Here is a 21,322-nt window from a genome sequence, read left to right on the forward strand (position 1 = left end):
AGTCCTCGCTTCGTTCCTTCGCTGTGGGCTTTTCACTGCAATCCCTAACGCATTTTAAAACTTAATCAAACAACGCCTTTAACTCTGTGGCTTCATTAGGTTTTATTTTACCAGCTAATAATAAACTTAATTGTTTTCTGCGTAAAGCAGCATCAAAACGTTCTTTTTCTAAATCAGTTTCTGGGATCACTTCGGGTACCGTAATTGGGCGTCCCGTTTCATCTACGGCTACAAACGTATAAATGGCTTCATTTGCTTTAGTTTTATTGCCAGATTCACGATCTTCAATCCAAACATCAATAAACACCTCCATAGAGGTTTTAAAAGCACGAGAAACCTTTGCTTCAACCGTAACGACACTTCCTAAGGGAACCGCACGATTAAAAGCTACATGATTCACAGATGCCGTTACAACTATACGTCTGCTGTGGCGTCTAGCCGAAATACTTGCAGCACGATCCATTCGCGCTAAAAGTTCGCCGCCAAATAAATTATTTAAAGGATTGGTTTCACCAGGTAAAACCATATCGGTCATAATTGTTCTTGACTGTTCGGGTGTTTTAGCTTGCATTATATAAAGATTAATAATGGCGTAAATATAGTGCTCATTTAGGTATTAAAGCACTAAAAAGGTATAAGGCTTATTAATTTTCTACTTTAACAATTTTTATTTTTCTTTGAGAAGCCAAATTAATACTTGTTTTTAATGCTTTTTGAGCATCACCCAAATCATTAAATTTTTCTTGATAAACTAAGTAGTTACTACTTTTTTTATGAAAAAAGAAGTTAGCATTATTTAAACCAGTTGATTTTAGAGTCTTTAAAAATGCATCTTTTTTTAAGGCATCGGTAAAACTTCCTAAAATTAAATAATAACCATTTTCTGTATTATCAAGCTCTCTAATTATTTGAATAATATTTGGGTTGTCAAAATTTTGCACTTCTTTCTGCACTTTTGATACTTGATTAGTAACAACACTTTCAGAATTAGCGGTATAAGTTTTCTGTGAAGTTATTTCTGTTTTGGTGAACACTTTTTTTGGAGTGGAAACTTCTTTGTTTGACTCAGAATCTACTTTAATCCAAGCATCTCTATTATGTGTTTTTCTAATATCATGTACAGCTGTTAAAGCCTCCTTTCCAGTTTCATAACTACCATATACCACTTCATATAAGCCAAACTTATTTAATCCAATATTTTTTGCTTTATAACCAAGTGTTGTTAATTCTTCAACTTTTTTATCTGAGTTTTCTTTGACTCTAAAAGCACCAGCAACAATATGATAATTACCAGATTCTTTATCAATATTTAAAGTAATTGCAGGAAGCGGATTTAAGTTAAAAGTAGCTTGTTGTATTTTATTGTCTAGTTGTTTGGTAGCTTCTTCTTGCGCTAATTGATTATACTCTTCAATTTTCTTTACATAAAAATTTGAAGAAACTAAACCGCCAAGAGTTAATGCTACTAAGGCAACAGCAGCATATTTTAAATAAGGTCTTGCTTTTCGACTTTCTGGAGTTATTGTTATTGGCGTTACTTTTTCAATAGTTTTTACAGTTTGTTTGTAAACTTCTCTATTTACACACGGTGATACAAATTGGGTTAAACCAAAAGAATCTGTTAGGTAATTGAGATGATAACAAGGCTCAAACAAAATTTTTCCTTCTTCGTTAAAAACAATTTCACCAATATTTTTAAAATTAATTGTTTCGCCTTGTGTTAAGTAAGATTTTAATAGTTTAACACGTTTAGCAATTTTTTTATTAGCAGTTTCAAAAGGTATTTTTTCTAAATCAGCTATATAATTAGCTAATAAGCCATCATTTTTTTGAATTTGCTCGTTAAAAGACAACATTTTTTTTGGAGCATAAAATATATTTGATGTTTCGTTAATAGTTGCAGACGTTTTTTGTGTTAAAAATGCACCAAAATCTGGGATAGTAACACATTCGTATCTATAAAGTAAATCGCTTATATAAGTTTCTAATTGCATAGAAACAAAGTTAAATTTTTTTGCTTTTAGATAAAATTTACAAGGAAGTATTTATTAACAGTATAAAAATTCTTTTATTGCAGTTTAAAATCAAACATTTATGATGACCGATCAGGATTTGCTTTATACTTTAGCCTTACAACATGTACCAAATATTGGTGATATTACCGCAAAAAGACTTATTAATCATTGTGGATCTGCCCAAGCTGTTTTAAAAGAAAAGAAGCAAAATCTATTAAGAATTGATGGTATAGGAAGTGTTATTTTAGGTGATTTACAGAATACAGAATATTTAAAACAAGCAGAAAAAGAATTAGAGTTTATAAATTCCAACCATTTTATAGTCTCTTATTTTAAGGAAAATGATTATCCTGATAAGTTAAAACATTGTATTGATGGGCCTATTTTATTATTTCAAACGGGAAATATAAACTTAAAACAACAACAGATTATAAGCATTGTAGGTGCTAGAAAAATTACAACAAGCGGAATTGCTTTTTGTGAAGATTTGGTTGAAAGATTAGTGCCTTATAACCCTATAATCGTTTCAGGTTTCGCATACGGTACTGATATTACAGCTCACAAAGCAGCTATAAAACACAATTTACAAACTATAGGTTGTTTAGCACATGGACTAAATACTATTTATCCCAAAGTTCATAAAAGATATATGGCTGATATGGAAAAAAATGGTGGTTTTTTTACTGATTTTTGGAGTTCAGACAAATTTGATAAAAGAAATTTTTTAAAACGAAACAGAATCATTGCTGGTTTAAGTGAGGCTACTATTGTTATAGAATCTGCAGAAAAAGGTGGTAGTTTAGTTACTGCGGATATTGCAAATTCGTATAACCGAGATGTATTTGCAGTTCCAGGAAGAACTACAGATAGCCAAAGTATTGGTTGCAATAATTTAATAAAACACCAAAAAGCACATATGCTTACCACACCTATAGATATTCCTTATATATTAAATTGGAATTTAGAAGATGATAAAAAACCAGTTATCCAAAAACAATTGTTTGTTGAGTTGGAGGCCACTGAGAAAATAATTTATAATTATTTAAAACAAAACGAAAAACAACAATTAGACGTAATTGCGATAAATTGTGTATTACCAATTTTTAAAGTTGCGAGTATTTTACTAACCATGGAATTAAAAGGCGTTATCAGACCTTTACCTGGCAAGTTATTTGAGGTTGTTTAACAATTTTCTGTATCATTAATATCCAACTTTTGCTCGTACTCTTCCTAAAACATCATTAGCAATTAGCTTTGCTTTTTCAGCACCAATAGCTAAAGCTTTATCAATTTCGTTAACGTTATTCATATAATAATTATAGCGTTCACGTTCTGTCGCAAAGGTTTCAACTATTAATTCAAATAAGGCTTGTTTTGCATGTCCGTAACCATAATTACCATGCTCATAATTAGCTTTCATCTTTTTAATTTGCTCATCATTAGCTAATAAACTATAAATCGCAAAACAGTTACATGTTTTCCAATCTTTAGGGTCTTCAAGGGGTGTGCTATCTGTTTGAATACCCATAATTTGTTTGCGTAGTTTTTTATCATCTAAAAAAATATTGATGATGTTATCTCTACTCTTGCTCATTTTCTCGCCATCTGTACCAGGAATAAGCATGGTTGTTTTTTGCACTTCTGCTTTAGGTAAAACAAAGGTTTCTCCAACTTTAGCATGAAATCTTGAGGCTACATCACGAGTCATTTCAATATGCTGTTCTTGATCTTTTCCTACAGGTATAATATCTGCATCATATAATAAAATATCAGCAGCCATAAGCATTGGATATGCAAATAAACCAGAATTTACATCTTCAAGCCTATCTGCTTTATCTTTAAAGCTATGCGCTAATGTTAAACGCTGGAATGGAAAAAAACAACTTAAATACCAAGACAATTCAGTTACTTGTGGCACATCACTTTGTCTGTAAAAAACCGTTTTTTCAATATCTAAACCGAAAGCTAACCAAGTAGCTGCTGTAGAATACGTATTAGCTCTTAACGTTTCAGCATCTTTTATTTGAGTTAGAGTATGAAGATTTGCAATAAACAAATAAGAATCGTTTAATGGGTTTTTGGCCATTTCTATGGCTGGAATTATTGCGCCTAAAATATTTCCTAAATGTGGTGTGCCTGTACTTTGTATGCCTGTAAGTATTCTTGCCATGGTAATGTTGTAAGTATTGGCGCAAAGGTAATTTTTTTAATAGAATTGCTCAATACAATTGTGTATTTTTGGGCTTTATGAAAGTTTTTAAATATATTTTTTGGGTTTTATACAGAGTTTGGTTTTACATTCTTGTAGCTCTGCCAATACTAATCATGTTTCCAATTCTTTTAATTTCTATTTTAAAAGAATCTTGGTATCATTTCTTTTTTAAGATTGCTAGAATTTGGGCAAAATTCATTTTAATAGGTATGGGGTTTATTTATAAGATAGAACGTCTCCAAACGCCCGAAAAGCATAAAAGCTATATGTTTATAGCCAACCACACCTCGATGGCAGATATTATGCTTATGTTAGTTTCGGTTAAAAATCCTTTTGTTTTCGTTGGTAAAGCGGAGTTGGCTAAAATACCATTATTTGGGTTTTTCTATAAACGCACCTGTATTTTGGTAGATAGGAGTTCTCCCAAAAGCAGGCAAGCTGTTTTTTTAAGAGCTCAAAAACGATTAAAAACAGGTGTGAGTATTTGTATTTTTCCTGAAGGAGGTGTTCCAGAAGAACATATAATTTTGGACGATTTTAAAGATGGTGCCTTTAGGTTGGCAATAAACCACCAAATCCCAATTGTTCCTGTAACCTTTGCTGACAATAAGCAACGTTTTTCATATACTTTTTTTAGTGGAGGACCTGGTAAAATGCGAGTCAAAATGCATAAATTTTTATCTACTGAAGGAATGACTATTGATGAGACTAAATATTTAAATAAAAAATCTAGAGATGTTATTTTAAAACAATTAGAAGGGTTTAATATATAAAAACTGCTCCTGGGAGAGAGCAGTTTTCTTGATATTTCTTCAAGAGTTTAAAAAAATATCGAGGTCTAACCAAAAACCTAAAATTTAATAGCAAATCCAGTATAAACACCAATAAAAAATGGCTTAAAATTACCTGAAGTATTTTTGAAAGTATTAATCTGATATTTAAACATAGGTTCTAAATTCAAATCAATTTTTTTAGTCATTTTATAGTTAAAACCTAACCCAAAATTAGCACTATAACTTAATTTATTTATATTATTTGCTTCACCCACAAAGGTTCTAATTCCATTTTCTGTTTCAGAGAAGATTTCATTATTATTTAAAAAGAACGAGCTAAAACCACCAATAAAATTAACCCCCAATTTTTTATCAGTCAGCGTATATTGAATTTCTAAAGGAATTTCAATATAACCCAATGCTTGATTAATGGAAGTATTTGAAGTTATAAAACTTCCAGGGATTTCTGAATTATTTAAATTTCCTGAGCCAATGACAGAGACACCGTTATTCGAAATATTATTAGAATCTATATTTTGCAATGCACTGGTTGGAGCAGGACCAAGAGATTGAAAAACAACAACGTCATTAGTATTATATCCTAAATTAACTTTATTGATTCCAGAGCGAATACTAAGTTTGTTGTTTATCGCATAGCTTGCAGAAATACCATAACTCATGTTTAAATCTCCGCTTTTTGCATTTTTATTAAACTGCGGATCAATGGATGAACCTTCTCCTAAAGTATTAAAATATACGGGAGCAGCATTAGGGGCTATACGCCACTTGTTTTGGCTTGTTTTCTCATCTGCAACAACTTCTTTATTTTTTTCTAAAACCTCTTCAATTGTCAGTGTTTTACTCTCTTTTTCCAGGGTTGCTTTAGTTTCTGTTTTAGTGGTTTTTATATTAACAATAGCTTTGTTATTTTTTAGGGTATTCTTTAAAAGTTCCCCGGCTTTTTCTTTGTTAATTATCGATTCATCATTTTTGTTTTCTGTATTGTTTGATTCAGCAACTGATGTATTATAATTTATGTTGTTTTTGAGTGCTTTATCAATTATTTTTTCTTCAGAAAGATTTGCAATGTCAGTTTTGGAAGATGTGTTTTTATTTTTAGTATTAGCATTCGTTTTTAAAGAGGTATTAACTTTACTTTCATTTTTAGAATTTGATACTAAGGTTGTTGCCGATTCTTTTGAAGTATTTATTTTATTTTGTATTGATTTATTATTAACCTTTTCTGAGTCACCTTTTGAGTTTGTATTATCAGCGATAACCGTTTTGGTTTCATTATTGGGCTTCTTTGATTCATTGTTTTTATTATTAATAATTTCTAAGGGGACTTCATCATTTTCAACAACTTGAATAATAGTTGAATCCTTACTAATATTTAAATAACCAACAGTTATTAGTAACAATAACAAAGCTGCTACTCCAGCATAACGCCACCAAATTGGTATAACACGACGTTTCTTCTTTTCGCCCTTAAGCTGACTTTCAATGTTTTCCCATACGCTATCGTTAGGAGTGACTTCAAAATCTTTGAAACCTTCTTGAAAAAGCCTGTCTATGTGTTTTTTATCATTCATTTATAGTGATTGTGAATGGTTTTTTGTTTTGTAATGTTCTATAGTTTGTTTCAAAATTTGTCTAGCTCGGGCTAAATTTGATTTTGAAGTTCCTATGTTTATCTCTAGTATGTTGGCTATTTCCTTGTGAGAATAGCCATCTAATACATACATATTAAAAACTAAGCGGTATCTGTCTGGTAATTCTTGAATTATTTTTAGAAGGTAATCAATAGATAATGAGTCTTCATCAATTTCTAATTCAACTTCTTCAATGGTGTTTTCATTTATTAAATCAAAAACTTTTTCGTTGCGATAACGTTGCAAAACAGTATTTATAGTTATGCGTTTAAGCCAACCTTCAAAAGAGCCTTTGTTTTTATATTGTTCAATTTTTTCAAAAATCGTTAAAAAAGCATCTTGCAAATTATCTTCAGCTTCTGCATAGTTGCGCGAATACTTTAAGCATGTAGCGAACAATTTACTCGAAAAGAGTTTATATAAATCGCTCTGTGCTTTAGTATCATTAATTTTACAATTTTCTATGAGTTGATTTAAACTCAAATTAAACACATATTAATTAATACTTATACCTCATTCAATTACTGGCACTTCAATGGTTAAATATATAGGATCTCCATTTTCATCCTCTCCTTGCCAAAATTTAAAAATATATGATCCATTACTAGTTACATTAAAATTAAAAGTAGCTTCTACTAATGCATTTTCAATGATTTCACAATTATTAGCTTTAAAAACATATGTTATTGGGGCTACAGTACGTTGGTTGTTTTCTTTGTAGTAATAAAAATTTTTAAAACTATGACATGTTGAAGGTCTTAAATATGAAACTGTAATTGGATAGGTTTCCCCTAGTGTAAACTCCGTTGGAATATCTACACTATCTATTGGTAAAACTTCTAAATTAAATTCAGTAGCATCATTATCAACACTACACGACATAGATAACACAAGAAAACAAAGTACAAAAATTTTTTTCATAGCAAATAAATTTGGGCATTAATAAGTGTTTGCTCTTTTTAGATGCTTGTATTTTAAAAAGGTTGCGTTGAAAACTAAAAAATCCCGAATTAACGGGATTTTTAAACTATTTTCCAGAGATTATCCCTCTTACTTTGGCCTCGAGTTCGTCACTAAGTTCAGGGTTATCTTTTATGAGTGCTTTAACAGCATCGCGTCCCTGTCCTAGTTTAGTATCATCATAACTAAACCAAGAACCACTCTTTTTAACAATATCTAGTTCAACAGCTAAATCTAAAATTTCGCCTACTTTACTAACACCTTCACCATACATAATATCAAACTCAGCGGTTTTAAAAGGTGGGGCAACTTTGTTTTTAACTACTTTAACTTTGGTTTTATTACCGGTAACATTTCCGTCGGTTTCTTTAATCTGAGTAGAACGACGAATGTCTAATCGAACAGAAGCATAGAATTTTAAAGCATTACCTCCAGTTGTCGTTTCTGGATTTCCAAACATAACTCCAATTTTTTCACGTAACTGGTTAATAAATATTACGGTACAATTGGTTTTACTTATGGATGCCGTTAGTTTTCTTAAGGCTTGAGACATTAAACGTGCATGTAAACCCATTTTTGAGTCTCCCATTTCGCCTTCTATTTCACTTTTAGGAGTTAAGGCAGCAACAGAATCTATTACTACAATATCAATAGCCCCAGAGCGAATTAAATTATCTGTAATTTCTAAAGCCTGTTCACCATTATCTGGTTGGGAAATGATTAAATTATCAATATCGACTCCTAATTTTTCAGCATAAAATCTATCAAAAGCATGTTCTGCATCAATAAATGCAGCTATACCACCAGCTTTTTGTGCTTCCGCAATAGCGTGTAAGGTTAATGTGGTTTTTCCTGAAGATTCAGGGCCATAAATTTCTATAACACGTCCACGAGGATATCCTCCAACACCTAATGCAATATCTAAACCTAATGAACCAGATGGAATGGCATCAACATCTACAATTGCAGAGTCACTCATTTTCATTACTGTTCCTTTTCCGTAGGCTTTATCAAGTTTGTCTAATGTAAGTTTTAGTGCTTTTAATTTAGCTTCTTTTTCGCTGCTCATTTATATATTGTTTTTTATGAAGTAATGGATGCTAAAATACTATAACTTTTCTCAGAATACAATTTTATAACGCAACCTTTTTAGACATTTTGCATCTTATTTTAAAAGAAGAAAATCATTGCTATGAAATTTTCTTAAAACGGTTTGAAAATTAGACTAACTCAAGCTTATTAATAAAGCACTTAAGAATATTAAGTGCTTTTTTTGTGCAATAAATTGACTTATTCCTTTAAAATTGTACTTTTGTTTCTTTAAAAATATTCTTTAACCTTATAAATTAGTATAGCATGCAACTGTACAATAAACTAAGCGCAAAAGAAAGATCTGAATTAATTGACAAAGCAGGAAAAAGTCGATTAACACTTTCTTTTTACCAATACGCCAAAATTTTAAATCCTCAAGATTTTAGAGATCAACTTTTTATAGTTTGGAATCAACTAGACGTTTTAGGACGTATTTATGTTGCATCCGAAGGCATTAATGGGCAGTTATCACTGCCAGCAGATCGTTTTAATGAGTTCAAAAAAAATTTAGACACGATAGATTTTTTAAAAGGAATTCGTTTAAATATTGCAGTTGAGCAAGATAACAAATCCTTCCTAAAACTTAAAGTAAAGGTGCGTGATAAAATTGTTGCTGATGGTTTAAATGATGATACTTTTGATGTGCGAAACAAAGGAATTCATGTTGGGGCTCAGAAATTTAACGATCTTATTGAAGATGAAAAAACAGTTTTGGTTGATATGCGTAACCATTACGAAAGTGAGATTGGGCATTTTAAAAATGCTGTGACTCCAGATGTTGATACCTTTAGAGAATCACTTGATGTTATTGAAGAAGATTTAAAAAATTATAAAGAAGATAAAAACCTAGTGATGTACTGTACAGGTGGTATCCGTTGTGAAAAAGCTAGCGCTTATTTTAAGCATAAAGGTTTTAAAAATGTGTATCAATTAGAGGGTGGGATTATTGAATACACCAGACAGGTTAATGAACTAAATCTCGAAAATAAATTTATAGGTAAGAATTTCGTTTTTGATGAACGCAGAGCTGAAAAAATAAGTGATGCTATCATAGCACAATGCCATCAGTGTGGAGCACCTTTTGATGTGCATACTAATTGTGCAAACGATGCTTGCCATTTATTATTTATTCAATGTGATGCTTGTAAAGAAGAGATGCATAATTGCTGTTCATCCAACTGTAAAGACATACATGCTTTACCATATGAAGTGCAAAAGGAACTGAGAAAAGGACAAGGAAATAGCAATGATATATTCAAAAAAGGAAGAGCCAACCATTTAACTTTCAAAAAAGACTTAAGAAATATCTTTGATGTTTTACAAAAGAAAAGCATTTAAGTTTATTTGTTTCTAGTCTTTAGAATAATCTTATATTTACATCGAGAACATGTTTTAATAGACGATTTTTAAATCCATTACAAAACAACGGTTTTCAAATATTTTTTAAGAACCTTCATTCGTAATAATTTAATTTATTAACGAATTCAATATATAAAATATATGGCTTGCGCTAGTTGCTCAACAAAAGACGGCTCTCCAAAGGGCTGCAAAAATAACGGTACTTGTGGTACAGATAGTTGCAATAAACTAACTGTTTTTGATTGGTTAGCCAACATGTCGCTTCCCAATGGTGAAAAACCATTCAATTGGGTTGAGGTACGATATAAAAATGGCAGAAAAGAATATTATCATAATACTGAAAATTTAACTCTAAGTATTGGAGATATTGTTGCTACTCAAGCACAATCTGGCCATGATATTGGAATGGTAACCCTTACGGGAGAACTAGTACGCGTTCAAATGAAACGTAAGAACATTCCAGAAAATATTGAAGAAGCCTTAAAAATTTATCGAAAAGCAAGCCAAAAAGATATTGATATTTGGTCTGAAGCAAGAGATAAAGAAGAGCCAATGAAGGTAAGAGCGCGTCAATATGCGATTGATTTGAAACTTCAAATGAAAATTTCAGATATCGAGTTTCAGGGCGATGCTAGTAAAGCAACTTTTTATTATACAGCCGAAGATCGTGTAGATTTTAGAGAACTTATAAAAGTTTTTGCTCGTGAGTTTAGAACTCGAATAGAAATGAAACAAGTAGGTTTTCGTCAAGAAGCAGCAAGACTCGGAGGAATTGGTTCATGCGGTCGAGAATTATGTTGTTCAACATGGTTAACAGATTTTCGTTCGGTAAGTACATCAGCTGCCAGATACCAACAACTTTCTTTAAACCCACAAAAATTAGCTGGTCAATGTGGTAAATTAAAATGTTGTTTAAATTACGAACTCGATACCTATTTAGATGCTTTAAAAAGTTTTCCTAAAACAGATATAAAATTACTAACCGAAAAAGGTTTAGCAGTATGCCAAAAAACCGATATTTTTAAAGGTCATATGTGGTATGCTTATGAAGGAGAATGGATGAATTGGCATAAAATAACAATAGAACAAGCCAATGAAATTATTGAAATTAATGGTAAAAATAAAAAAGTTGCTAGCTTAGAAGATTATGCGTCAAACCTTACAGAAGATACTAAAACAGAGTTTGAGAACGTTGTAGGTCAAGATAGTTTAACACGTTTTGATAGTCCAAAACCATCAAATAAACGTAAATCTAACAGAAACCGAAATAACAGAAACAAAAACAATAAAAGAAAACCTCTAAAAACAAATAATGATACGAAGTAATGCGATGTTATTTTTTTTTATCTTTTCTTTTATAGGTTTAGTGTCTTGCGACTCAAATCGTGTTTTCGATAGCTATAAATCAGTTTCTAATAAATGGCATAAAGATTCTGTAATAAGTTTCGAAATAAACCCTCCAGATTCTATAAATACTTATAATTTATTTGTTAATTTAAGAAATACAAATGCTTATAAATACAATAATTTGTTTTTAATTGTTGAAATAGTTTATCCACACGGAAAAACAACAAAAGACACTTTAGAGTATAAAATGGCAGAGCCTAACGGTAAACTCTTAGGAGCTGGTTATACCGATATTAAAGAAAATAAATTATGGTATAAAGGTTATGAATCTGAATTCATTTTTATAGAACCTGGCATCTATAAAGTAAATATCCAGCATGCCATGCGAGAAAATGGAAAAGTAAATGGTGTTATAGAATTGGAAGGTATAACAGACGTGGGTTTTAGAGTAGAAAAAACAGATAATTAAATGTCACTTTGGTTGATTCTTATTTTTAAGAATTCTATCTAGAAGTATTTATTAAATTAAAGTACATGGCAAAATCAAAAAAAACAACAATTCAAACTCAAGATTTTTCAAAATATATCCGATGGTTTTGGATTCTATTTTCAGGAGGTATTTTTTTTATATTATTATTATTTTTATTAGGTTCTTGGGGCGTTTTTGGTGAAATGCCAGACCATACACTTTTAGAAAATCCTAAAACTAATTTAGCAACCGAAATTATCTCTTCAGACGGAAAAACACTAGGAAAATTTTATTATAACGATAATAGAACACCTGTAAGTTACGATGAATTACCACAACAATTAGTGGATGCATTATTAGCAACTGAAGATGCTCGTTTTCAAAAACACTCTGGTGTTGATACTCGTGGAACACTAAGAGCTGTTTTTAAATTAGGTAGTGGTGGTGGAGCCAGTACCATATCTCAACAATTAGCAAAGCAACTATTTCATGGCGAAGGTTCTACTAATATCGTTGAACGCTTATTGCAAAAAGTTAAAGAATGGATTATTGCAATACGTTTAGAGCGTCAATATACCAAGGAAGAAATTATAGCACAATATTTTAATATTTACGATTTTGGAAACAATGCCGATGGTATTCGTAGTGCTTCCAGAATATATTTCAATAAAGAACCCAAAGAATTAAAGATTAAAGAATGCGCCATGTTAGTTGGCATGTTTAAAAACTCCTCATTATACAACCCTAGAAGAAATCCTGAAGGTGTAAAAAACAGACGAAATGTTGTTTTGGCTCAGATGTATAAATATGATTTTATTGATGAAAAGATAAAAGATTCGCTCCAAAATACAGAATTGGATTTAGATTATTCACCTGAATCTCACAGAGAAGGTATTGCAACTTATTTTAGAGGCTATTTGGATGGTTTTATGAAAGATTGGATTAAAAATAATCCAAAACCAGATGGTACAAAATGGAATCTTTATAATGATGGTTTAAAAATTTACACAACTATTGATTCGCGCATGCAAAAATATGCAGAAGATGCTGTTCTTAAACATATGCCAAGGTTACAAGCTGAGTTTTTTAATCAAAATATACCACAAAGAAATCCAACTGCACCCTTTTCAGATTTAGATCTTAATGAAATTAATGATTTACTAAATCGCTCAATGAAACAGTCAGAGCGATGGAGGCATATGAAATATGATTTGAAAAAGACAAATGAAGAAATTATTGAGTCATTCAATAAGCCTGTTCAAATGGGTGTTTTTGCTTGGATAGATGGCAAAGCTTCCGAAATAGATACGATTATGAAGCCTTTTGATTCTATGCGTTATTATAAATCTTTTTTAAGACCAGGTATGATGTCCATGGATCCTCAAACAGGACATGTTAAAGCATGGGTTGGTGGCATGAATTATAGACACTTTCAGTATGATATGGTAAAACAAGGTAAGCGTCAAATAGGATCTACTTTTAAGCCATTAGTTTATACTGCTGCTATTGATCAATTGCATTATTCACCATGTGATCAATTTCCAGATACACCTTTTTGTATTGAGGCTAATAAATTTGGAAACCCAGAGGAATGGTGTCCTAAAAATTCTGGAGGAGATTATGGTGGACAAAGAACTTTAAAAGATGCTTTAGCAAATTCAGTTAACACCATTACAGCAAGATTAATTGATAAAGTGGGTCCTCAAACCGTTGTTGATTTAGCTAAAAAATTAGGTATAGAATCCGAAATGCTTCCGGTGCCATCCATTGCATTAGGAACACCAGACATTAGTGTCTATGAGATGGTTGGGGCTTATTCGGCATTTGCAAACCAAGGAGTTTATACTAAACCAGTAATGGTCACCAATATTGAAGATAAAAACGGGACTATTCTTTATCAATTTAAACCAGAAACTCGCGATGTGATTAGCGAAGAAACAGCTTATGTAACCGTTAAACTTATGGAAGGTGTTACCCAAAGTGGTTCAGGAGTGAGATTAAGAGGAAAAGGTGCGGATGCTTACAGAGCTGATTACAGAGAAATTGTAACAGGTTACCCCTATGAATTTATAAATCCTATTGCAGGAAAAACAGGAACAACACAAAACCAAAGTGATGGCTGGTTTATGGGCATGGTGCCAAATTTAGTTACAGGTGTATGGGTAGGTGCAGAAGACAGATCAGTCCATTTTAAAACCATAACTTACGGTCAAGGAGCAGCTATGGCATTACCTATTTGGGGATTATATATGAAAAGTTGTTATGCAGATATAGAATTAAATATTTCAAAAGAAGATTTTTTAGCTCCAGAAAATCTTTCAATAAATATTGATTGTTCAAATACTTCAGATACAGAGACTAATAATGAAGATGATGAAAATCTAGATGATTTAGATTTTGGATAATCTTATTTTTTAACTTAAAATTGTAAACCATTCTTTTTAGAATGGTTTTTTATTTGTTAAAATCTCTGACTTCTGGTTCAATTATTCGTAATTTTATGATGCATAAAATGATTTATAATGATAAATAAAAAAGTTCATAATGTTCAAGAAGCTTTAAAAGGCGTTACTAACCATATGACTTTGATGCTTGGTGGTTTTGGTCTGAGTGGGATTCCTGAAAACGCTATTGCAGAATTAGTTAAACTTGGGTTAAATGGTTTAACTTGTATTTCTAATAATGCAGGTGTTGATGACTTTGGATTAGGTTTATTATTACAAAAAAAACAGATAAAGAAAATGATATCTTCTTATGTAGGGGAAAATGATGAGTTTGAGCGCCAAATGCTTTCTGGAGAATTAGATGTTGAATTAATTCCTCAGGGCACATTATCTGAACGTTGTAGAGCTGCTCAAGCAGGATTTCCAGCAATATATACACCAGCAGGTTATGGAACTGAAGTAGCAGAGGGTAAAGAAACAAGAGAATTTGATGGAAAAATGTACGTTTTAGAACACGCTTTTAAAGCTGATTTTGCTTTTGTTAAAGCATGGAAAGGAGATGAAGCTGGGAATTTAATTTTTAAAGGAACCGCAAGAAATTTTAACCCTAATATGTGTGGAGCTGCTAAAATCACAGTTGTCGAAGTAGAAGAATTATTGCCAGTAGGTTCTTTAGATCCTAACCAGATTCATGTTCCAGGGATTTTTGTCCAACGTATTTTTCAAGGTGACAAATACGAGAAACGTATAGAGCAACGAACAGTAAGACAAAGAATTTAAGTAATGTTAGATAAAACAGGTATTGCAAAACGTATTGCAAAAGAAGTTAAAGATGGCTATTATGTTAATTTAGGAATAGGGATTCCAACTTTAGTTGCCAATTACGTAAGAGAAGATATAGAGGTTGAGTTTCAGAGTGAAAACGGGGTTTTAGGTATGGGACCTTTTCCTTTTGAAGGAGAAGAAGATGCTGATGTGATCAATGCAGGTAAACAAACCATAACAACCTTACCAGGAGCAAGTTTTTTTGACTCTGCTATGAGTTTTTCAATGATTAGAGGTAAACATGTAGATTTAACTATTTTAGGAGCTATGGAAGTAGCAGAAAATGGTGATATTGCTAACTGGAAAATTCCTGGAAAAATGGTTAAAGGTATGGGAGGTGCTATGGATTTAGTAGCTAGCGCAGAGAATATTATTGTTGCTATGATGCATACCAATAAAGTAGGTGAGTCTAAAATTTTAAAGAAATGTACATTACCATTAACTGGAGTTGGTTGTGTTAAAAAAATAGTAACAAATCTGGCAGTTCTTGAGGTAACAGATTATGGATTTAAACTTTTAGAACGTGCTCCAGGGATATCAGTTGAAGATATAAAAAATGCTACTGAAGGAGATTTAATTATTGAAGGCATTATTCCAGAAATGGTTTTTTGAGAGTAAAAATCTCAATTAGATAGGTATAATATACGATTAAATGTTAAATTAAAATGCATTTTATCGATTTTTTATGTTTTTAAACTGATTTATTGAAATATAAGTAATACATTAGCAGTGCCCAAATAAACCAATATTAATTATAGATTCCCCCAAATCTACCATAAACTTTAAACTTATGAATATTGCAACAAATCTACCTGAACTACCTACAAATGATGAAAGCAAATTCAAAGAAACAGTAAAAGAGAATTTGCAGTTTGTAAAGAGTTTGTTTTATTTGACTAAAAAAATATTTATGCTGTAATTTAATTTTACATAAAATTTAAAGAATTTAATCCCGAAAAAATTTCGGGATTTTTTTTGTAGAAAATTAAAAGTTATAATCCTTTGGGAATAGCTTTAATTAATTTTTTTGTGTACTCCTTTTTAGGGTTTTTGTAAATAATATCTGCATCGTCAATTTCTTCAATTTTACCTTTATTCATTACCAATAATTGGTCACTCATGTACTTCACTACCGCTAAGTCGTGAGAAATAAAGATATAAGTAAAACCATAATCCTCTTTTAATTCATTAAGTAAATTTAAAACCTGTGCTTGAACTGATATATCTAATGCTGAAACAGACTCGTCACAAACTATCAATTTAGGGTGTAAAGCGATTGTTCTTGCTATACCAATACGTTGCCTTTGGCCTCCAGAAAATTCGTGTGGGTATCGGTTAAAATAATCTTTATTTAAACCAACTTTATTTAAAAGTTCTATTGTTTTTTCTTTTCGTTCTTTATTAGAATTATAGAGTTTATGAACTTTCATGGGTTCCATTATAGCTTCTCCAACAGGAATTCTTGGATTTAGTGAAGCATAGGGATCTTGAAAAATAATTTGAATTTCTTTTCTCAGTCTTTTTAATTCTGAATTTGTAAGTTTTGTAATATCTTTCCCTTTATAAATAATTTTTCCAGCTGTTGCTTTATCTAACTGAAGAATGGCATTTCCAAGGGTGCTTTTTCCACAGCCAGATTCTCCAACTAAACCTAAAGTTTCACCTTCGTATAATTTAAAACTTACATTATTTACTGCTCTAAATTTTGATAGTTTACTGAACCATCCACTTTGTGAAATGTATTCTTTTTCAACATTTATTATTTCAAGTAATGGTGGATTACTGTATAATTTTTCGTGTTTTTGTTTACGCTCTACAGAAGTTATGATGGTTTTGTTTGCTGTATTATTTAAATAATCTTGAATCGTTGGTAATACTTTTAATCTAGTTTCTAATGATGGCCTTGAGTTTATTAATGCTTTTGTATAAAGATGCTGAGGCGTTTTAAATATGGTATTTGTATTTCCTTTTTCAACAATTTCTCCTTTATACATAACTAAAATAGTGTCAGCAATTTCTGAAATTAAAGATAAATCATGGGTTATAAAAATAACACTCATTTGAGTTTCAACTTGTAAAGATTTAATAAGTTTTACAATCTCTTTTTGAACCGTAACATCTAAGGCTGTAGTTGGTTCGTCTGCTATTAAAATATCTGGTTTACAAGCAATAGCCATTGCAATCATAACCCGTTGTTTTTGTCCACCAGAAATTTCATGTGGATACGCATTATAAACACGCTCAGGATTTGGAAGTTTTACTTTTTCAAAAAGCAAAAGCGTTTCTTTTTCTGTTACTTTTTTAGATAGATTCGTATGTTGTAAAAGAATTTCCTGAACTTGTTTTCCGCAGGTCATTGATGGGTTTAAAGAACTCATAGGTTCTTGAAAAATCATTGCAATTTTTTTGCCTCGAATAGTTTGTAACGCTTTAGATGACAGTGTTGTTAAATCTTGTTTATTATAGATAATTGAACCAGAATTTATTTTAGATTTCTTTGGAGGAAGCAAACCCAAAATAGCTAATGATGAAACTGATTTACCCGAACCTGATTCTCCTACAATTCCTAAAATTTCATTTTTATTAAGTTTATATGAGATGTTATGAACAACCTCATTATTACCAAATGAAACAGATAGATTTTCTATTTTAAGAATGGGATTTTTCACCATTTAAATATGAATAATTTCATCGTTATTTAAAATGTTATCACCTCGTAATCTTAAAAATATTTGAGCTACTGCTATGGTATCTTTTTCGCAATAAGTTATAATTCTATCAATTTCATTTTCTTCATAATAAACACGATAAACTTCACTCCCATCAATATCATCTTTAGGAGAAGGAATACCTAATACATTAGTTAATAATTTCAAAGATGTGTAGGTTTTATAATCACCAAATTTCCATAAATCTAAAGTATCTAAATGAGGTACTTCCCATGGTTTTTTCCCAAAAAGATTAAGTTTGTATGGTAACTCGATATTATTGATTATCATGCGTCTTGCTATATAAGGGAAGTCAAATTCTTTCCCATTATGAGCACAAAGCAAATGTTTTGTTTCGCTAAAATGAGAGATAATTAGATTTTTAAAATTTTTTAAAATTTTAATTTCATCGCCATAAAAAGAAGTCACCCGGAATTTTCTTAGATCACCTTGTATATTAAAATAACCTACTGAAATGCAAACTATTTTACCAAACTCTGCCCAAATACCAGCATGGTCATAAAATTCTTCTGCTGTTAATTCATCTTTTCGTTGATATTGAGATTTATGTTCCCAAAGCACTTGTTTAGTTTCATCTAAATCAGAAAAATATTGAGTTTCTGGAACGGTTTCAATATCCAAGAATAATATAGTTTCTAAGTTTAGTTTTGAAATCATTTTTCTAGCATTTTATAGGCCTCATCAATATAGGTAGATATGTCTGGCGTAAAAGTTGCAATTGCATCTCCAGGACCTTTGTTATGACCAAGTCTTACAATAATAACATTATCATTTGGTTCAACAATTACATATTGTCCCAAATGACCTCGCATCATAAAAAAGTCTTTACCATTTTGTTGTTTAAGCCACCATCCGTAACCATATTCAGGGCTTTCAGGAAACCTTGGTTTTAAAGATTTAGCTACAAAAGCAGAATCTAATATTTGTTTACCATGCCATTTACCATGGTCTTTATAAAGTTTACCAAAACGCGCAAAATCTTTAGCGTTACTTGCTATACAGCAATAGGCTTTTACCAAATCATGTGCTTCACTATCCACTTGCCAAAGCGTTGGGTTTTCACATCCTAAAGGTTTCCAAAACGATTCGGTTAAATAATCATACATTTTTTTCCCAGTAGCTTTTTCAATAACCATGGAGAGCATTTGAGTATCGCCACTGGCATATTTAAATTTTTTACCAGGCTCTTCAACAACTTTTAAACCCAGCATAACTTTTTCTAAATCATCATCAAAATAGGCACGAGTAGTGATTGAAAACGGCGAATAATATTTTTCGTCCCAATTGGTGCCAGAACTCATACTTGATAAATCACCTACAGTCATTTTACTTCCTAAATCTTCACTAAAAGTTGGTAAAAAATCACTCACCGGTTGGTCTAAACTTTTAATATATCCTTCTTGAATGGCTTTTCCCATTAGCCCAGAAACATAGCTTTTAGCCATAGAAAAGGAGTTGGATTGAGAGTTTTCTCCAAATCCGGCATAATATTTTTCAAACCAAATGCTATCGTTTTTTATAATAACATAAGCAATAGTTCCGTTAGATTTATTAATATCCTTAAGTGTTTCAGTCTCCTCTACTGAATTATATGAATCGTGATTAGGCCATGGCTCAGGTGTTCCATTTTCAATAGCAGCATTATCAAATTTCTTATAGTCTTCTAAATAAGCAGTTGTATATCCTTGAAGGTAAATGGTTCTTACAGCTTTAATCAGGTAGTCCGTATCTGTTATGTATAATAGGATTATTAATAAACCGAAAACGATTAAAACCCATTTAAACAGTTTTTTTAAAAATTTCATGGTAAAAAGTTTAGTTTAATTAAATATAGGAATTTTTTTATATTTTTCAATTCTAAAACAACGTTTGTTGTTTGTAAGGACTTTCATGATCTAATAACCATTTTTTGCGATGCAAACCTCCTGCATATCCGGTTAAACTCGCATCATTCCCTATAACACGATGGCATGGTACTATAATCCAAATAGGATTTTTGCCATTAGCACTAGCCACTGCTCTTATGGCTTTAATGTTACCTAATTGTTTTGATAAATCTAAATAAGAAACTGTTTTTCCATATGGAATTTTTTCTAATTCTTTCCACAATTTTTTTTGAAAATCTGTTCCTTGAGGATTTAATTTAAGGTCGAATTTTGTGCGATTACCTTCAAAATATTCGTTAAGTTGAATCACACAATCTTCAAGTTCAACCGGAATAATGTCTGTTATTTTTTCAATTGATTTTTCTTCAGAGCATTTGATGTCATTTAACACAGTTACTGCTGCAATACCATCTTCGTCACCAACAATTTTTGTAAATCCTAATGGTGAATTGATGATACAGGTTTCCATTAGTTTTCTAGCGTATTATTTTCAATAATACCAAGCTTTTTAGCACGAGATTCCCAGCTTTTTCTCGCAAGCAGTTGAAGGTCTGAAACATTATCACTTTCATCCATTATCTCCATGCCCAAAAGGGTTTCAATAACATCCTCCATACTTACTAAACCGCTCACACTTCCATACTCATCTACTACTAATGCCATATGGTTTCTAGATTCCACTAGCTGCTCAAAAAGACTTGGAATTGGTAATTCTCTATCAACAATGATAATATTTCGTTTTAAATCATTTAATTTTTTATGACCATTATCAAGCGCCATTTCTTTAAAAATTTCATCTTTTAAAACCAATCCTTTTATGTTATCGGGTGTGTCTTCAAAAATGGGAATTCTAGAAAAACGGAGGTTTAAATTGCGTTTGAAAAAATCTTCAACAGTGGTGTTTTGGTCTTCAATTAGCATCACCGTTCTTGGTGTCATCACATCTTTTGCAAATACTTCTTTAAAGTTTAATAAGTTTTTAATAATCTTACTTTCATTTTCTTGAAAAACACCTTCTTTATGTGCCATATCGGTCATAACGATAAAACTCTCTCTGCTTAAAATACTACCATGACCTTTACCTCCAATTAATTTTGTAGTAAGTTGTAAAAGCCATAAAATACCCGTCCATTTTAAAGGAAAAATTAAAATAGTTAATCCTGTTGCTGTAAAGTTAGCAAGGTTTTTCCAGTAAGTAGCGCCTATTGTTTTAGGTATAATTTCTGATGCTACTAAAATTAAAAGTGTCATAATTGCCGATACGATACCAACTGTATTAATGCCAAAAAGTTCAATTTTATAAGGTAAACTTTCAGCTTCAATACCGACCATCATAGCGCCTAAAGTATGGGCAATGGTGTTAAGTGTTAAAATGGCAATTAATGGTTTATCTACATCTTTTTTTAGTGTTTCTAAAGTTAAGGCATAGTCTTTACCTTCTTGTTTTTTTAGGTTTATAAACGTTGGTGTGACGCTTAATAAAACAGCTTCGAGAATAGAACATAAAAAGGAAAAGAAAATAGAAATGGTTGCCCAAAAAATTAATGTGCTCATTAAAA

The 21,322-nt window shown here is 31.2% G+C and carries 20 protein-coding genes; 8 read left to right on the top strand and 12 right to left on the bottom strand.

What is annotated here, in order from left to right:
- Positions 1-61 precede the first annotated feature (61 nt).
- The gene (locus AC1XJX_RS06065) at positions 62-571 is read right to left on the bottom strand and encodes an acyl-CoA thioesterase (RefSeq protein WP_482003077.1); all 510 of its coding nucleotides are present in this window, start codon (positions 569-571) and stop codon (positions 62-64) included.
- Between the two features lie 73 nt (positions 572-644).
- Positions 645-1,994: an HU domain-containing protein gene (locus tag AC1XJX_RS06070; protein ID WP_482003078.1), complete on the bottom strand. Its 1,350-nt coding sequence runs from the start codon at positions 1,992-1,994 to the stop codon at positions 645-647.
- Positions 1,995-2,097: 103 nt separating this feature from the next.
- On the opposite strand from AC1XJX_RS06070, the gene dprA reads away from it, so the two are divergent.
- Positions 2,098-3,201 carry a DNA-processing protein DprA gene (gene dprA, locus AC1XJX_RS06075; protein WP_482003146.1) on the top strand — a complete coding sequence of 368 codons (1,104 nt, stop codon included), beginning with the start codon at positions 2,098-2,100 and terminating at the stop codon, positions 3,199-3,201.
- Positions 3,202-3,216: 15 nt separating this feature from the next.
- Here the strand turns inward: dprA and trpS are convergent, their stop codons facing one another.
- Positions 3,217-4,185, bottom strand: a complete 969-nt coding sequence (trpS, locus tag AC1XJX_RS06080; RefSeq protein ID WP_482003079.1) for a tryptophan--tRNA ligase — start codon at positions 4,183-4,185, stop codon at positions 3,217-3,219.
- Between the two features lie 77 nt (positions 4,186-4,262).
- On the opposite strand from trpS, the gene AC1XJX_RS06085 reads away from it, so the two are divergent.
- Positions 4,263-5,000: a lysophospholipid acyltransferase family protein gene (locus tag AC1XJX_RS06085; RefSeq protein WP_482003080.1), complete on the top strand. Its 738-nt coding sequence runs from the start codon at positions 4,263-4,265 to the stop codon at positions 4,998-5,000.
- Between the two features lie 77 nt (positions 5,001-5,077).
- Here the strand turns inward: AC1XJX_RS06085 and AC1XJX_RS06090 are convergent, their stop codons facing one another.
- From AC1XJX_RS06090 to recA, 4 genes are all read right to left on the bottom strand, one after another.
- Complete coding sequence (locus tag AC1XJX_RS06090) at positions 5,078-6,592, bottom strand: porin family protein (RefSeq protein ID WP_482003081.1); 1,515 nt, start codon at positions 6,590-6,592, stop codon at positions 5,078-5,080.
- A complete protein-coding gene (locus AC1XJX_RS06095) occupies positions 6,593-7,135 on the bottom strand; it encodes an RNA polymerase sigma factor (protein WP_482003082.1) in 543 nt (180 codons plus the stop codon). It lies immediately after the preceding gene.
- A gap of 30 nt (positions 7,136-7,165) precedes the next feature.
- Positions 7,166-7,573, bottom strand: coding sequence for a hypothetical protein (locus AC1XJX_RS06100; protein ID WP_482003083.1), 408 nt, complete (start codon positions 7,571-7,573; stop codon positions 7,166-7,168).
- Positions 7,574-7,679: 106 nt separating this feature from the next.
- Complete coding sequence (gene recA, locus AC1XJX_RS06105; RefSeq protein WP_482003084.1) at positions 7,680-8,681, bottom strand: recombinase RecA; 1,002 nt, start codon at positions 8,679-8,681, stop codon at positions 7,680-7,682.
- A 287-nt stretch (positions 8,682-8,968) separates the two neighbouring features.
- Between recA and trhO the strand changes: the two genes are divergently transcribed.
- The 6 genes from trhO (at position 8,969) to AC1XJX_RS06135 (ending at position 15,760) form a co-directional block, all read left to right on the top strand.
- Positions 8,969-10,042 carry an oxygen-dependent tRNA uridine(34) hydroxylase TrhO gene (gene trhO / locus AC1XJX_RS06110; protein WP_482003085.1) on the top strand — a complete coding sequence of 358 codons (1,074 nt, stop codon included), beginning with the start codon at positions 8,969-8,971 and terminating at the stop codon, positions 10,040-10,042.
- Between the two features lie 162 nt (positions 10,043-10,204).
- On the top strand, positions 10,205-11,389 hold the full coding sequence (locus AC1XJX_RS06115) for a PSP1 domain-containing protein (RefSeq protein WP_482003086.1): 1,185 nt from the start codon (positions 10,205-10,207) through the stop codon (positions 11,387-11,389).
- A complete protein-coding gene (locus AC1XJX_RS06120; RefSeq protein WP_482003147.1) occupies positions 11,373-11,879 on the top strand; it encodes a gliding motility lipoprotein GldH in 507 nt (168 codons plus the stop codon). The genes AC1XJX_RS06115 and AC1XJX_RS06120 overlap by 17 nt, the downstream gene beginning before the upstream one ends.
- 65 nt (positions 11,880-11,944) lie before the next feature.
- Complete coding sequence (locus AC1XJX_RS06125; protein WP_482003087.1) at positions 11,945-14,284, top strand: penicillin-binding protein 1A; 2,340 nt, start codon at positions 11,945-11,947, stop codon at positions 14,282-14,284.
- 117 nt (positions 14,285-14,401) lie between these two features.
- Positions 14,402-15,103 (top strand): CoA transferase subunit A, encoded by a 702-nt coding sequence (locus tag AC1XJX_RS06130; RefSeq protein ID WP_482003088.1) that lies wholly within the window; start codon positions 14,402-14,404, stop codon positions 15,101-15,103.
- Positions 15,104-15,106: 3 nt separating this feature from the next.
- On the top strand, positions 15,107-15,760 hold the full coding sequence (locus tag AC1XJX_RS06135) for a CoA transferase subunit B (protein WP_482003089.1): 654 nt from the start codon (positions 15,107-15,109) through the stop codon (positions 15,758-15,760).
- A 380-nt stretch (positions 15,761-16,140) separates the two neighbouring features.
- Here the strand turns inward: AC1XJX_RS06135 and AC1XJX_RS06140 are convergent, their stop codons facing one another.
- From AC1XJX_RS06140 to AC1XJX_RS06160, 5 genes are read right to left on the bottom strand one after another with little or no spacing between them, the layout of a single operon-like run.
- A complete protein-coding gene (locus AC1XJX_RS06140; protein WP_482003090.1) occupies positions 16,141-17,820 on the bottom strand; it encodes an ABC transporter ATP-binding protein in 1,680 nt (559 codons plus the stop codon).
- Positions 17,821-18,534 carry a 3'-5' exonuclease gene (locus tag AC1XJX_RS06145; RefSeq protein WP_482003091.1) on the bottom strand — a complete coding sequence of 238 codons (714 nt, stop codon included), beginning with the start codon at positions 18,532-18,534 and terminating at the stop codon, positions 17,821-17,823.
- The gene (locus tag AC1XJX_RS06150) at positions 18,531-19,682 is read right to left on the bottom strand and encodes a serine hydrolase domain-containing protein (RefSeq protein ID WP_482003092.1); all 1,152 of its coding nucleotides are present in this window, start codon (positions 19,680-19,682) and stop codon (positions 18,531-18,533) included. The genes AC1XJX_RS06145 and AC1XJX_RS06150 overlap by 4 nt, the downstream gene beginning before the upstream one ends.
- A 52-nt stretch (positions 19,683-19,734) precedes the next feature.
- A complete protein-coding gene (locus AC1XJX_RS06155) occupies positions 19,735-20,232 on the bottom strand; it encodes a methylated-DNA--[protein]-cysteine S-methyltransferase (protein WP_482003093.1) in 498 nt (165 codons plus the stop codon).
- Complete coding sequence (locus tag AC1XJX_RS06160) at positions 20,232-21,317, bottom strand: CNNM domain-containing protein (protein ID WP_482003094.1); 1,086 nt, start codon at positions 21,315-21,317, stop codon at positions 20,232-20,234. Before AC1XJX_RS06160 ends, AC1XJX_RS06155 begins: the two co-directional genes overlap by 1 nt.
- Positions 21,318-21,322 lie beyond the last annotated feature (5 nt).

Source organism: Flaviramulus sp., assembly GCF_982512915.1.